The sequence below is a fragment of the Bradyrhizobium sp. SRS-191 genome (genome assembly GCF_024586915.1).
In the GTDB taxonomy this organism is placed as follows: domain Bacteria; phylum Pseudomonadota; class Alphaproteobacteria; order Rhizobiales; family Xanthobacteraceae; genus Bradyrhizobium.
Map to the genome: position 1 here is coordinate 109,078 of NZ_JANBVS010000019.1, position 14,863 is coordinate 123,940.

The following is a 14,863-nucleotide window of genomic DNA, read 5'->3' on the forward strand; positions in this document are numbered from 1 at the left end:
CTCTCTTGTCCGGCGACCTCACCCGCGCGCCTCCCCCTCTCTCACTCTCGGCCGCTCTCAGAGAGATCACGGCCTAGATGACAAAAGCCCGGCCGATCTGGCCGGGCTTCCATCATCGATGTCTTCGCGAATGGCGATCAGCCCTACGGAATGTGCATCATTCCGCGGCGACGATCTCCTCGACTTCGTCAGCGCCTTCCACCGCCTCCTCATCCTCGCTGAGGAACGCCGGCAGGCTTTCGGCATCGCCGCGTTCAGACTCGGCGGTCACCTCGGTCTCCGCTCCACGCAGCGGCTCCGGCAGCCAGCGGCTGCCTTCGAGCAGCCGCTCGGCTTCGCGCGCCATGTCCGGCTTTTTCAGGTGGTCGACGAGTTGCGCCGCGGCCTCGCCCTTGGCCTCGCGGACCGCCTGCAGGATGCGGTGCTTGGTGACGCGGCCGAGATAATTGTCCACGGTCGGCTTCCAGCCGGCGCTGATCATGTCGAGCCCGACGGCGCGCGACAGCCGGTCCGCCTGTTCGAGACGGCCGCGAACACCATGCGCCGACAGCCGTCCCTGCTGCACCCTGTTGGCCGGCTCGGAAATGGCGTTCACCGCCTGCGCGGCGCAATGGGCGAAGAGCTCGGCCTGAGCCGTCCCGTCCATCACCGTCAGCGCCGCCCAGAGATCCTCATCGCTGGCCGGCAGCTTCGCCTTCCAGGCCGCATGTCGGGCGGCGATCGCCTTGGCCGGAATGCTGTCCTGCAGGCCAGGCGGCTGTGCCGGAAAGCTCGGGGTGCGCAGCGAGATCTCCAGGCAATTGAGCGCCGAGCCGAACGGATAGAACGTCGCCAGCACAAAACTGTGCAGCACGGCCTGGAATGCGATGGACGGCTCTCGGCCGAGCGCATCGCGAAGGGCGAGCGTGCGATACGCCGACAGCTCGGTGATCAGGCGATCCGGCAAAGGACGCTCAAGATCCTCCCCGTCCTCATCCGCCGCCTCCGCATCGGTGTTGCCGATCTCGATCGCAGGCGAACCGGTGCGGGCTTTCGCATCGGGAATGCCGAGCCGGTCGTCGCCGTCTGCGCCGGCTCCGGCATCCGTCTGATCGCTGGACGCCACGACCTCATCCTCGGGGCGGACGAAGCCCCGCGCGACGCGGAGCCGGCCTTCCGAGTCGATGCTGACGAAGGCTCCGGACCGCGCCATCTCGGCGGAATCGTAGATCACCGGCCGCTCATCGAACGACTGCAGCGCCGCCTCGATCTCGCCGAGACGCTGATCGACGTCGTCGGGCAGTTCGTCAGCCTGACCATAGTCCGCCTCGATCTTGGCCAGTTCGGTCTTCAGCGCCTCGATCGAGGCCAGCTCGTCTGCGGCGAGCGGGGCCGGCTCTCCATCAAGTTCGCGCAAGCCATGGGTGTGTCCGAACGGGAAGTCGACGGCGGCCGAGATCCACTTCCAGCCCTCGGCGCCAACCCGCTCGGCTTCGGCCTGCAGCTTCTCTGCCACGAGCCGATCGAGCAGCGCGACATCCTGCAGCCAGCCTCCGTCATCCGCTTCGAACAGATCGCGCAGCACCATCCCGCCGGCCGCCTCGTAGGACGCAAGCCCGACGAACTGAGCCCTGCGATCGGACGCCCGCACCGTCTGCTCCGTCAGCTGACGGCGGATCTGATACGGCTCGTCGCAGCCGGAGCGGCTGACCTTGTCCCAGACCTCCTGCTGGCGGCCATGATCCGCAGTCACCGTGAACGCCATCAGTTGCTCGAGCGTCATGCCGTCGGCGGCGTAGACATCGAGCAGCGCCGGCGAGACCGCAGCCAGCCGCAGCCGCTGCTTGACGACCGCAACCGCCACGAAATGCCGCGCCGCGATCTCCTCCTCGCTCATGCCGCCCTTACGCAGCGCCTGGAATGCACGGAACTGGTCGAGGGGATGCAGGCCGACCCGCTGGTCGTTTTCGGCGAGCGAGTCGTCCAGAGCAGAGCCCTGGTCCCGTACCACGCAAGGTACAGCTTGCGTCTTCGTCATCCGCTTCTGTTTGACCAGGAGTTCGAGGGCGCGGTAGCGACGGCCGCCCGCCGGCACCTCGAACATCCCGGTTTCCTTGCCCTCCGCATCGACGACGGCCCGGACGTTCAGGCTTTGCAGCAGCGTCCGCTCGGCAATGCTCTCCGCCAACTGCTCGATGGAAATGCCGCCCTTGATGCGACGTACGTTGGACTGGCTCAGGACCAGCTTGTTGAAGGGAATGTCGCGCGAGGGCGACAGCGTGATCTTCTGGGCGACTCTGGTCATGTCTTGGTTCTCCGCGACGGGCGGCCCGGAGCCTCTCTCTCAGGCCTTCACCCGTCGCAGAGCACCTCTCGCCCTCTTCCTCTGCTCTGCTCGCAGAGCACGATGCTCAGGCCGCGGCGCAGTCCGGTTTGATCGCCTCAACGACGCCAGCCGCTCCGGGTGCAAAGCCGAGGAGATAATCGGCCACACGGCTCGCTTGGCTCGCCGCACGGACGATGGCGCGATTGTCCTCGCGCAGGACATCGAGCCAGCAGCCGATATAGTCGGCATGACGCACGGTCGGCACGATACCGAGCGCGGCGCAGCTGAAGGCGGACGCGATCTCGGCAATCAGCTCCTCGAACGCGTATTTGCGGCTGCCGAACCGGCCCGAAAGATCACGGTCCAGCCGCGACGAATGACCGCTGGCATGCGCGAGCTCATGCAAGGCCGTGCGGTGCCAGTTGATCGGCTCGAAGAACGCCGCAGGCGGCGGCACCTGCACAAAATCTTCTGCCGGCACATAGAACGCGCGGTCACCGCCAATCCGGAAGTCGACGCCACTGTTCGCAATCAGCGACTCCACCACGGGCTGGATCGCACCGGCCGGCCGTGGCGCCGCCGCCGTCACGATATCCTCCGGCAGACCGTCGCATTGGTCGGAGTTGAAGACCGTAAACCGCTTCAGGAACGGAATGGCCTGTGCCTCGCCGCCAGTCTCGCGAGCGCGCTGCCGCTCATCTGAAGGAATGAAGCGGTCAGCATAGACGACCGTGATCCCGCACTCACCCTTCCGAACATGGCCGCCTAGAGACAGCGCCTGCCGGAACGTCAGCCAGTTCTGTCCGGCAAACCCGTGCTCGATGACGGCTCCCCAAAGGATCAGAACGTTGATCCCGGAGTAGGGCCTCCAGGTCACAGCATTCCTCGGCAAGGCGAGTTGCGCCTTCGCCGCCTGTGTTCCCCATGGCTGAACCCAGGGCAGCCGGCCCGCCTCCAACTCGGCAGCGATCTTGTTTGTGATCTCCTCATAAAGGCTCGCCCGGCCTTGGCCGGCACGCACCCCAACCTTCTGTCCCTGCATCGCGGACCTCCGCGACGGGCACAGCGAGCCTCTCTCGCCGTCTCCAACCCGTCACGGCAAAAGCGGCCCGCACTCCCCCTCTACGACGATGTCGCTGGATCTTCGAAGCCAGCAGCGGGCTTCCCAGCCCGCGGCATTCGCCAGCGCCAGGGATAGAAGCTCATGCCGAGTGCTCGATTATGCCGAGCACCCAGCTTTGAGGCGTCGATTCGTTAGAGGAGCCGAACAGCTTGGTACGCGCGGCTCGCCGCATAATCATAGGGTGGCGAGAAACGCGATAAACCTGTCTGTGGGTCTGTAGCGAGAGAATCTTCCGGTTACGGGATCGAGCCTTTCAAGAGCCTTTTCCTTGGAAGCCAAATCGGCAGTTAGGTAGATGTTCGTCGTCTGGATGCTCTCGTGGCCGAGCCACAAGCGATGACAGCAAGATCGACCCCGGACTGGAGCAGATGCATCGCGGTGCTATGGCAGATGACGTGTGGCGATACCGAATTCTTCGCCAAACTTGAACAACATGCCGTCGCTTTGACGACAGCTCGGCGTAGAATATAGTTTGCTCCATCGCATGACGGTTGCTGGCTCCGAGCGCTTGGGAAGATGATTGCATTCGGCGCGTCGTCGATCTCGCGAAACCATCCACGCAAAACGCGGGCTGTTTCGTTCCAGAGTGGGATGACGCGCTCCTTCCGACCCTTTCCCAACAACTGGATGTTTGCGTGGCCGCCATCGAGATTAGATCATCGAATTCCATCCCGTTCCCCGCCCACCGCCGCAGCTACAATTTCAAGACAATCATAGCTTTACTATATCAGAATTTGTATCTCGAATTGTATCCTAGTTTTGGTGGGCAATCCGCACACTGCCCTCGGCCCACTCCGGTCACATTTCGGGTGGAGCTAGCGCTAACTCTGTCGTCCCGTGCTTTTGATCAGTTGGGACCAGATCAGTCGGAATATCTCCGCCTGATACAGCGCATCGTGCAAGGCATCGTGCGTCCCGATCAAAGCCGGCTTGACCATTTCGGCAATCTTGCTCGAACGCGTGTCGGCCCAGCGGCAGCCGGTCGCCCCCATGTAGAACGCCTTGATGTCGAGCGCGGTGAAGCCGAAAGGATTACCATCGCCAAAGCGATGGAAATAGTAGTTCACAAACGACCAGTCGAACGGCGCGTTGAAGCCTACGAACACCGGCGTTCCGGCGGAATCGGATAACGTGGAGAGCCATTTGGCAAAGCCTTGCATGGCTCTGGAAGGGGTAAGCCCCGTCCGCGCCAGCTCGTCCAAGGAAAAGCCGGTCACCTCCAATGCCTTCGGATCGAAATTTCTGTTGATCGGCTTCAGTTCGCACGCGAACGTCTTTTCCGGCTCGAAGACGGCGCAGGCCCCGATCGACAGCAGGCTGTATTCCCCCGGGATCGGACCTGCTGCCTCGACATCGACCGAGACAAAGACTTCGCGTTTGCTGCTCATGAGATGAGTGACTCCGTCGGCACAAGAGATGGCCTGTTGCGGATCGCCTGCCAATGCTCGCGAAAGGCCCGACGCCTGTCCTCTACGGTGCCGGTTGTCTTCCAATGTAATCCGGAAAGGGTCGTAATGTCGAAGGGCAGGCTCGATCCCTCACGCACCATGACCATGGTGGGCAGGCTGCGGCCGAGAGCATAACCAAGTTCGAGGAAGCAGTTGGGTCGTGCGCCGGTGATGTCGGCCAGGACAACGCTGCTGCGATGAAGCTTGGCAAATATCTCCTGGTCGATCCTCGAATGCTCATAGGCCTGACGGCCGTCGATCACGACGAGACGATAGCCGAGCTCTCCCTCGATCACGGGCTGGACCACGGTGTCGAAAAAATACTGAACGTCGTTGTAGTCGGGCAGGTCCGGATTGAGGAGGCGCACGGCAAACGCTTTGGGTTTCTCCAAGGACTCCAGCAGTTCGATCAGCACAGAAACGCGGTCCGCGATCACCTGCCGGGGTGGAAACCGGATCTTGTTGATCCAGTCGTGGGCGTCGCCGTCGTCCGCGATCTGGAACAACCGCCGGCTCTGGTTGGTCGTCAGCCCAAGATTGTAGAGCCGCCGCGCCCCGGTTGCTTCAGGACACAGCGGAAGATTGAGGGGGATAACGGGCTTGCCTGCGTCATGATAGAGGTTAGCAAGAAACAACACGCCCTCCCCGCCGCCCAGTACGAGGAGAATGTCGCCGAACCGCGCCTGCGCCTCCATGCGCTTGCTGGCCATGTTCCAGTGTGCTGCATTCTCGATCTTGACCAACGTCGACGCCCGGAGCTCATCCCAGAGCTTGATGTAGGCTTGCGGAATCTGGTCTTCCGTCTTGTGGTGTTGCACGGCGACCGCAAGCGGTCCCGGCAAGTTCCGCGGGCGCAGCGTCAAATTATCCTTGATAGCCTCCCAGACCAGCCAGTCGAAGCAAATCGGCAGGCCGTCGACCTTGCGAACCGGCTCGGCATCAACCGGCACGACAAAATTGGCGCCGCGTTTGACGAGTTCCTTGACCAAGCTGGCGATCAGCTCCCTCGCCGCGTTGACATCGGCCGAGGCAGCGATGGCTGCGTTGTCAACGACGCTGCCGCTGATATGGATGCGACGGCCCCAAAGGGGAGAACGCGCCATCATTTATCCTCCATCACCGGCGAGGCCTGAATCGCCGCGGCCGCGGACTTTAGGTGCTCGAAGCGCAGCGGCTGCTGCGGGTAAGCCTTGGCGAGCGCGGCCGGATAGAGGCGCGTGCGAATATCCGAATAGGTCCAGGCCGGATGGCTCCCGCGCGCGCCGGTCGCCGCCACAAGTTCTGCAATTTGCGAGGCGGGCAGGCTCAGGCCCGCCAGGTCCATCTGGAAGAGCTGGCGCCGCTCGTCGTCCGATGGGCGCTTGAATTCTTCGGTGATGGCCGCGCGCCGCCGAAGCGCCGGGTCGAGGACCGAGAGCCTGTTGGTGCAGAGGATGACGACAATGCGGCCGCCATACTGTCTGAGATCGTCGACACCCTGGATCAGCGTATTGACCGCGACTTTGTCTTCGTGATGGCTGTGGTCCTGCGCGCGGGATGCCCCGAGGCTGTCGCCCTCGTCGATGATCAGGATGGCGCGCCGGCTCTTGCCGGCAGACTGGATCACCTTGCGGAAGGCCTCGGCGATCAGCGTTCCCATCTCGCCGACCATGCCGCCGCCGCGCACGCGGTTCGACAGTTTGAAGAGGATCGAATCTTCGCTTCTGGCTTCCGAGATGAGCTTGTTGGCGATGCACTCGGCCATTGCGGTCTTGCCGGTTCCGACATCGCCGTGGAAGATGACGAGCGGGTACTGCTCGGCGACAAGGTCGCAGATCGCGAGCTTGCCGCCATGATGTTTTCGGTTCCAATCAGCCAGTCCGCCGACATTGAGCAGGAGGCGAAGCTGGTCATAGACGCGGGCGTATCGGGCGGCAAAGCCCAGCAAGATGTTTTCACGCTTGACCAACGCCTCGCTGGGAAGCGGTATTTCGGAGTCAAAAATGCTCGGCTGGCTCACGCGGCCCAATCCTTTCTCTGCACGCCATAGGCGCTGCTGACGTAGTTGCGGCTGCCCGACGACATCAGCGAGGTGTGGCTGGTGTCGTCGTAGGAAGGCACCCAACCGATTTTAAGCTTGCCCTTTATCGCTTCGCGGGCGGTGTTGGTGTAGTCATCGGTATAGCCGAGAATCATGCGCAAGCTGGCCCCTGCCACCTTCGGCCACAGCACGCCGCCCGGACGGCTCGTGGTCAGCGACCCGGCGTCGGTGTCGACATCGAAACGGACAGCCTTCTGCTCAACGCCGTAGCTCAGCAGCGTCACGTCGACAAAGGCGAGGTATCCGGCCTTGGCCAGCACCTCGATATCATGGGCGTAGTCGGCGGCCTCGGCCGGCGTCCATGCGCCGGTGCTGTCCGCGATCATGATGAGGTCAGCCGTCACGCGATGGACCACGTTTTCGATGTCGACGACCGTGTAGGTCGCACTGGTGGTGGCGCTTCTGGTCTGGCTCATCTCAATCCTCCGTCTTGAAGCGAGGACCGAAGATCTCCTTCCAGACCTCATTGTCGTTTTCGGCCGATGCGAAATTGGCCGCCTCCCACGCCGTCTCGGCTGCCGCGACGATCTCCTTGCGCTCGGCTTCGGAGATGCGGCTGGTCACGTTGTTGAGGCTGTAGACCGGGTCGAGGATCACCACCGGATCGGTAAACTGACCGAACGGCGCCGTGTTCTCGGGAAAGCTGATCTGCTCCTTGAGCCCGGACTGGGCGACATAAAGAAGAAAGTTCCGGAAGCGCTGCTCGATGCTGCCGGAATTGCCCTGGGCCTCCAGCACATGAGCCAAGATGAGCTCGATCGCGAACGACTTGAGCGGCTTGAGTTCAGCATGGTTGCGCCATTTCTTCGCCAAGCGCACCAGGGTGCGGAAATCGGTGTCTTGGCTCTTGCGGTCGCGGACAAACTTGATCTGGCAGGGAGCGCAGGTCTGGATCTTCGATCGGTCGTTGATGTCGAACTGCCAACCGTAGCCGGGTCGGTTCTCGTCCTCGATGACCGGAACTATGTCGACGCTCAGGCCGGTGCCGACGAAGGTCACGGTCGCGGCCTTGCGCTGGATCTGGAAGTCTTCGACCGACTTGTTGGGGTAGATCTTCGTCAGCAGGTCGTAGATCGTGTCGTTCAGACTTTCGAGCGTTTCCTGGTCGACATCGCGGCCGGAGATGTAGAAGACGACGTCGACATCCACCGGATCGGCGCTGGTCTTGCGGAGGATCGTGTATTTTGCAAACGAGCCCGCCTTCACGACCTTGGTGATCTTGATTTCGGTCTTGTCGCGGACGCTCTTGCGCAATTCAGCGATCAGGCGGTCGACCTGCTCGTGATACTCTGTCCGCTTGTCGGCAGGCAGGCGCAGGACATTGCTGTCGTAGTAGCGCAGTTCGGTATTGTTCAACGCCATTGCCCCCGCCCCTTTCGCGTTCGGCTTGTGTCCTGTGCCGGCCCGAATGGCCGCCCCAACATCTTGCGGCTCGCCCGGCCCGGTTTACAAGATTGGCCTGTGTATGGTGAACCAATCACTATGTGGCGAGTTTCTTAATATTTTTCAAGGGATATCGGTTTACAGATTTATCCCCAAATCATATGGTCGGAAACCCGGATCGTCAGGAGGCTGCCATGATCGGAAACAAGCTCAAGATCGCCCGGTCGGCGTCGGGCCTGTCGCTGCGCGCGCTGGCGGCCGCAATGGACGATCTCGTTTCAGCGCAAGCCATTGGAAAATATGAGAGAAACGAGGATATGCCGAGCTCGCGCGTGCTGATGGCGCTGGCCCGGGCGCTCGACGTCACGGAGGAATACCTTCTCAGCGAGGACGAAATTGCCCTTGAAGGGGTGGATTTCCGGAAGAAGGTCGGGACGTCCTCTAGGGAAGAAGCCGTCCTCCAGGCGCGCGCGATTCACATGCTCGAGCGCTATCTCGCCGTTGAGGACCTGTTACAGTTGCGTAGCGTCGAATGGGAGCAGCCCCGAAGCGCTCCGCATCCCGTTGCAGACATCCGCGACGCCGAGGATGCTGCCCGGTCGGTGCGGGACGATTGGGGTCTCGGCAACGATCCAATCCCACAGCTCGCCGAATTGCTGGAGGAGCGTGGCATCAAGATTCTGTCGCTCGACCTAGACGAGATCGATGGTCTTGCGGCCAAGGTCCGGCGCAGGGACCGTGCGGCCGCGCGCGTCATCGTCGTCAAGCGCAGCACGTGGTCGGAGCGCAAGCGGTTCAATCTCGCCCATGAACTCGGCCACATGGTGATTGCTCCCTGCGGCGGGGTCGATGAAGAGAAAGCCGCGCATCGTTTCGCCGGAGCATTCCTGGTGCCGGCCGACGTCCTGCGGGCGGAGGTCGGCGTTCATCGTTCGTCGATCAGCCTTGGGGAGCTGGTGGCGCTCAAAAAACGCTTCGGCGTCAGCGTCCAGGCCCTCGCCTATCGCTGCAAGGATCTCAGCATCATCAACCAGGCCGCGTTCGGCCGGTTGTTCAAGATCTTTGCCGAGCGAGGATGGAGGACGGCGCCTTTCAAGGAACCGGAGACGATGGAGCCCGCGCTCGAAGAGCCGAAGCGGTTCGAGCGATTGTGCTACAGGGCGCTCGCCGAGGGCCTAATCGGAGAATCCCGTGCGGCGGAGCTGCTTGGCATTTCCGTGCGCGAGCTTGATGCCAGACTGGATCAGGTGGCGGCTTGACAAGTGACGATCCTCGTCTCCGACACGTCGGTTCTGATTGATCTCGAGCGGGGGAAGCTGCTTGAGGAGATGTTCCACCTGCCCTTCGAATTCGCCGTGCCGGACCTGCTCTATGCCAGGGAATTGGTCGGTCCCCTTGGAGACCGGCTGGTGGCGCTAGGACTTCGCGTCGAGGTTCTCACCCCACCCGAAGTCAGCCGGGCGACGGCGGTGCGGCGGCAGAATGCACGTCTTTCCGTGCCTGACACATTTGCATTCGCTATTGCCGAGGCACGACGGTGGACGTTGCTCACGGGCGATGGCTCGCTGCGTAATCTCGCCATCGCCGAGCAAGTTGAAATGCACGGCGTGCTATGGCTGCTCGACCAGCTCGCAGACGGAAACCATGTTTCAGTCGAGCAGCTTCATGATGGGCTTAGCGCAATCTGCGCCCACCCTCGCTGTCGCCTTCCGACCGAGGAAGTGCAGCGGCGGTTGGCTCAGTTTGCTGAGCAGCTCCGGCGGAATTAGATGGTGTCTTCCGTTTGGAGCGGTCGCCGCTGTGGCTGTGAAATCGCAAGGCAAGCCTCACGCAGCCCTTCGACAACGTTCTTGGACAGCATCGCTTCGTCCTTGGATGACAGTCCATGTGGAGGCCTTTGCCATATGCTGCGCGTGGCGCTGCCGCCCCGGCTCCTCGATCGCAAGGCCGAGGCGTACAAACTCATCCCATCGGGTCAAAAGTGGCAGACAGCAGACGCGATAAAGCAGCCAGCGGGCGTAGATGACGTCCGGTCCCGCTTAACCGGGTCGCTTCCTCGTTAGGGACGTCTTTGCGCAAGATTCGAAATTTAATTTCGCGCGACGCCGGACGCACCATTTGGCCCTCCCTGTTAACGAATGTAGCGAGCAGCGGCGGAAAAGGTCAATTTATACGAGCACGGACTATTCCCGAGCCTCTGCCCGCCCTACCGTATCGGTCTGCGCATCCATCCGTGACGATCTTGACGCCCATGCCCCTCTATCACACGACGCTCTTCGCAAACGACCCGCCCGGTGACCCCTTCGTCTCGCGCGGCGCCGCCTGGTCCTTCGAAAAGGAGTCGGGCTTGTACCGTGGGCCGCTCAAGGAGATGCATGATTTTTCCATGAAACTGTTCGAGGAGCGGGGCCACGCGGCGACCGGCAACTACGTGTCGGACGACGTGCCAGTGTTCTTCGATATGGAGATCATGATCCGGGCGCCCGGACCGGCGCAGGCGCAACGTGCGGTAAACTTGCTGATATCAGCGATGGCGGTACTCGAAGGATCGATCACCTTTGGTCCGGAGCCCTTCAGCATCGAACTGCGTGAGGCCGGAGCGTCGGCCGGCACGAGGTCGTACATGAGCAAGTCGGGGCTTCTAGCCGCCTGCAGTCTTGCGAACAGCGCCAGCCGGATGCGGTCGTCCAGCTACGCGCTGCACAAGCTCGCGTTGAGCTACCAATCATCGTCGCCACATCTGATGGACCTTCATCCGGGCGAGTCGCCGCGAAGATTTCAGGTGCAGACCGATCCAGTCTACCACGTGTACCTCGCCAACGCCGTCACCCTCGCCTATTCCGCTATCGAGGAGCTTGGCCTCGAAATTCGCGCGAACCAAAAGAACCCGTCTAAGATGCCAGACGGTACTTGGAATCCGTCTGTGAAGGCCGATCTCGAGGAGCGCCTGCAGGAATCTGGCATCGACATCGCGGATACCCATATATGGACGTTGCGCGGACCTCAGACCCGCATTGAGAAAAAGCGCCCGCCGCCTTCAGCGGGAAAGCCGAACTGGTCGCGCGGCAATGTGCGCGACGTGAACGTCCACCTCATCGATGCGCTGGCGCTCGCAAGCTGGCTGCGAAGCACGACGACAACCCACCGCTTTTCCGATACCGCACGTAGCCTGACAGTTTACGATGCGCACAACGTCCAATCGCTCGCGCGCCATCTCATCATGGACAAGTTCGGATTCCGGCAGCTGCGTACGAAGCCGGGCTTGCGCCAACGAACCGAGGCTAAGGAAAGCTAGTGAGTGACAATCGGCTGCAACGGAAGGCTACGAGAATCCTGCACCGTAACAACGCGCAAGAGATCAAGAAGGCTCTTGCCGACCTCGAAGAACACCGATCAGAATTCGCGACACGGTGGCTATGGGAGCTGATTCAGAACGCGCGGGATTTTCCTGACGAGTCGCGACCGATGACGATACGCGTCACGGTCTCGCCGAAGCAGATTACGTTCGCGCACAACGGGCGGGATTTCACGGAAGAAGAAATCCTGAGCCTGATCCTGCATGGCTCGACGAAGCAATCAAACCCGGAGCAGCTTGGAAAATTCGGCAGCGGCTTTCTGTCGACGCACCTCATCTCAAAGAAGGTCCGGATTAAGGGGACCCTGCGCGACGATGACGGCGTGCGCAAGGGCTTTGAATTCGAGCTGGACCGCTCCGGCGAAAGCGCCGAAGCGATTGGAGCGGCAATGCAGAGTTCGCTCGACGCTTTGATTCAAATCCTCGATCAAAAACGGTTCAAGCCGACCGATTGGACGGAGTACGTCTACCAAGCCGATGGGTCACTTGACGCCGGCGAGCTTGAGACCGATTTTCCGTTCGACGCCGTTCCTTACATTCTTGTTTTCGATAACAACGTTGATGCGATTGAGCTCCGATTGCAGGATAAGCGCTACAGCTATACGCGCGCAGGCACTGAGGAGCTTGATGCGGGCGGCTATGTCACGGTGATCGAAGGAATTGACTCGTCCGACCGCTTCTTCGTCGTCGAAGAGGATGGGATTTGGGCGGCGGTTCCAGTCTCGGAGCGCGAGGACGAAGGCTACGAGCTGTGGCTGCCGGGCGACGTGCCGCGGCTGTTTAAGTTTCTGCCGCTCGTGAACTCCGTCACTCTCGGCCTGCCCGCCGTGTTTCACAGTCCGTTGTTCGCGACCACAGAGAACCGGGATGGCCTGGTGTTCTCGGCCGGCGGTCCGAATAGCGATGTCAATAAGGGACTCCTGACCAAGGCTGCGGCGTGCTTTCTCCTGCTGGCGCGAAACTGCGCCGAAGAAGGCTTTGACGATTTGCATCTGCTGCTCAATGTGAGCGAGGTGTCTGATTTTCCGGCCTGGCTGGAGGACAGGCCTTGGTATGCCGATTGGCAGCGCTCCCTGATCCGGCAATTTGCGGCCATCCCGCTCGTGCGGATGGAAAACGGGGACCCCGAGCCAGCCTCCGACGCACACCTCCCGCTCGGCGACGCGACCATGACGTGGGAGAGCGTTTATCGGCTTGGGACGAACTTGGCTGAGGCTTGGGCGCCAGCCGCGGCGGTCGCCGAGGGCTGCTCTGTCGTCGCTGCCGCATGGATTGGCCTCTTGGGCGACAACGATCCGCTGATTGAATCCTGCGTCCTCACGCCGGAGCGGCTGATCGCGAATGTGAAAGAGATCGGAAGCCTCAAAAATCTAGGCGAACGCCTCGAACTTGAGCGAGCCGAAACCATCGCGTGGCTGAATGGGCTGATTTCCGCCGTGGCCGAGCCGCACAGGGCCACTTGCCTCGATGGCTTGATCCCCGATCAGACTCCCGAAGGCACCTTCCGCTCCAGCGTCGAGCTCAGCCGCGACACGGAGATCGACGACGACCTCAAGAATGTACTGGAGACGCTGGATGATCCCATTCGTAAGCGGCTCGTCCATGAGGACATCATCGGCGCGGAGAGCATCATCAAGCGGGTTCAGCCGCGTGAGCCGCTGGTATCGAACGCCAAGGACCGCCTCAAGAGACAAGCGCAGGCGACGTCCGACGCGCCGGAATACCGTGCAGCCTGCTTGACGATGTTTCAGTGGCTCGCGGTCGAGGGGCGCTGGGACGACTTGAAGGATGGCATTCCCGTTTACACGCTGGACAACGACGAATCCGAAATGGTCAGCAAGACCTCGTCGCGCGGAACCCTTTTGGCGCCGCGGGAACTGTGGCCCGACGAAGCGCGCCCGTACTGGGACGCGTTTCCGAGGGGTTCGGTCCTAAGCGACGATTACGCCCCCCTGCTGGACAGCAGTTCGTGGAGCGAGGCGGCGGCGAACGGGGTCCTCGTCATTGAGTTGCTGTCGTCAGAAGACCAAGAGCTGGCCGAGCTCGAAAACTATATGCTCGCTCTCGAACTTGAAGGCTATGGGCACAGCGCCGCTGCGCCGGTCGAAGTCGGCAAGCTGGCGTTCATCGGCACGGAATTTCAGGAAGCGCTGCGCAGCCGCGAGCGCGCCGTAAGATTTCTTCAGTTCATTCTAGATTACGTGATTGGTGCCGACAAATCGTGGAAAAAGCGCGTCGCGGTCGAATGCGAATGCGGCGCTGAACATGAGATCATTCCGTGTCAATGGCTCGCCTTCATTCGCGAGCGAGAGTGGGTGCCGCGGTCAAAGGTCCAGGAACGCCTGACGGACGTCAGCCTCGCTCGCCTCACGCGTCACGACCCTCGCCTCGCCGATGCTGTGACCAGCGAGGAGCATACGGACTTCCTGACTCTGATCGGCATCAACGTGCTCGAACAGGCTGTGCTTGCAGCGGGCGAGTCGCAGAGCACCGAACTTCGAAGAAGGCTTGCCCAACTTGCCCGATTGGCGGCTCAGCATCCGGGCGCCGTCGCGCGGCTGATCGAAGACATCGAAGCGCACCATGAAGCCGACCAACGCTGGAGGCAAAATCAGAAGCTCGGCAAGATCGTCGAGGAATTGATCGGCGCGCGGCTCAAATCGCGCTTGTTATTGCTGCGCATGCGCGTGAAGCCCCAGTTCAAAGGCTATGACCTCGGCGCTTATGTTGATGAAGCTTCCTATGCCGATGTCGGCTGGATCGAGATGCAGCAGGCCGAAACGCTGGTCGCCAAGATCGAGATCAAGGCGACACGTGGCGGCAGCGTGAGCATGAGCAATCGTCAGGGCGAGGAAGCGAGCGGCGATCAAGCCCGGTTCTGGCTTTGCGTGGTCCCTCTCGATGCCAACGAAGACATTGACGAACTCACGCCCGAAAGGGTCGAAGAGCTCGCGCGCTTCGTGTCCAGCATCGGCAACCGGTTGGCGCCTGCGCGCGAGGGCATTCAGGAGGCGGTCGAGAGCGCCGATAAGAGCGGGTTCGATCTCGAACATGTCGACGACATCCGCTACGGCATCCGCTCGGAGGTATGGGAGAGCGAAGCCGTTTCGTTGACCGATTTTGTTGACTGGATCAAACAACTGCCGGCGATGAGACGTTGAAGGTGACG

The 14,863-nt window shown here is 61.7% G+C and carries 11 protein-coding genes and 1 pseudogene; 4 read left to right on the forward strand and 8 right to left on the reverse strand.

Annotated features, from left to right (window positions below; translation table 11 throughout):
* Positions 1-157: 157 nt before the first annotated feature.
* The 8 genes and pseudogenes from NLR35_RS27645 to NLR35_RS27675 form a co-directional block, all read right to left on the reverse strand.
* On the reverse strand, positions 158-2,284 hold the full coding sequence (locus NLR35_RS27645) for a ParB/RepB/Spo0J family partition protein (protein WP_257169696.1): 2,127 nt from the start codon (positions 2,282-2,284) through the stop codon (positions 158-160).
* Between the two features lie 106 nt (positions 2,285-2,390).
* Positions 2,391-3,347: an ArdC family protein gene (locus NLR35_RS27650; RefSeq protein WP_257169697.1), complete on the reverse strand. Its 957-nt coding sequence runs from the start codon at positions 3,345-3,347 to the stop codon at positions 2,391-2,393.
* 368 nt (positions 3,348-3,715) lie between these two features.
* A pseudogene (locus tag NLR35_RS34365) lies at positions 3,716-4,066 on the reverse strand (tyrosine-type recombinase/integrase); the annotation flags it as partial.
* A 183-nt stretch (positions 4,067-4,249) separates the two neighbouring features.
* Positions 4,250-4,816, reverse strand: a complete 567-nt coding sequence (locus NLR35_RS27655; protein ID WP_257169698.1) for a 3'-5' exonuclease — start codon at positions 4,814-4,816, stop codon at positions 4,250-4,252.
* The gene (locus NLR35_RS27660) at positions 4,813-5,982 is read right to left on the reverse strand and encodes a hypothetical protein (protein ID WP_257169699.1); all 1,170 of its coding nucleotides are present in this window, start codon (positions 5,980-5,982) and stop codon (positions 4,813-4,815) included. Before NLR35_RS27660 ends, NLR35_RS27655 begins: the two co-directional genes overlap by 4 nt.
* Positions 5,979-6,875 carry an ATP-binding protein gene (locus tag NLR35_RS27665; RefSeq protein WP_257169700.1) on the reverse strand — a complete coding sequence of 299 codons (897 nt, stop codon included), beginning with the start codon at positions 6,873-6,875 and terminating at the stop codon, positions 5,979-5,981. The genes NLR35_RS27660 and NLR35_RS27665 overlap by 4 nt, the downstream gene beginning before the upstream one ends.
* Positions 6,872-7,372, reverse strand: coding sequence for a hypothetical protein (locus NLR35_RS27670; protein WP_257169701.1), 501 nt, complete (start codon positions 7,370-7,372; stop codon positions 6,872-6,874). The genes NLR35_RS27665 and NLR35_RS27670 overlap by 4 nt, the downstream gene beginning before the upstream one ends.
* 1 nt (position 7,373) lies before the next feature.
* Positions 7,374-8,318, reverse strand: coding sequence for a CBASS oligonucleotide cyclase (locus tag NLR35_RS27675; protein WP_257169702.1), 945 nt, complete (start codon positions 8,316-8,318; stop codon positions 7,374-7,376).
* 215 nt (positions 8,319-8,533) lie between these two features.
* Here NLR35_RS27675 and NLR35_RS27680 point away from each other — a divergent pair, with 215 nt between their 5' ends.
* From NLR35_RS27680 to NLR35_RS27695, 4 genes are all read left to right on the forward strand, one after another.
* On the forward strand, positions 8,534-9,598 hold the full coding sequence (locus NLR35_RS27680) for an XRE family transcriptional regulator (RefSeq protein ID WP_257169703.1): 1,065 nt from the start codon (positions 8,534-8,536) through the stop codon (positions 9,596-9,598).
* 3 nt (positions 9,599-9,601) lie between these two features.
* Complete coding sequence (locus NLR35_RS27685) at positions 9,602-10,108, forward strand: hypothetical protein (protein ID WP_257169704.1); 507 nt, start codon at positions 9,602-9,604, stop codon at positions 10,106-10,108.
* 482 nt (positions 10,109-10,590) lie between these two features.
* Positions 10,591-11,634, forward strand: a complete 1,044-nt coding sequence (locus tag NLR35_RS27690; protein ID WP_257169705.1) for a hypothetical protein — start codon at positions 10,591-10,593, stop codon at positions 11,632-11,634.
* Positions 11,634-14,855, forward strand: coding sequence for an ATP-binding protein (locus NLR35_RS27695; protein WP_257169706.1), 3,222 nt, complete (start codon positions 11,634-11,636; stop codon positions 14,853-14,855). The genes NLR35_RS27690 and NLR35_RS27695 overlap by 1 nt, the downstream gene beginning before the upstream one ends.
* Positions 14,856-14,863: the final 8 nt, after the last annotated feature.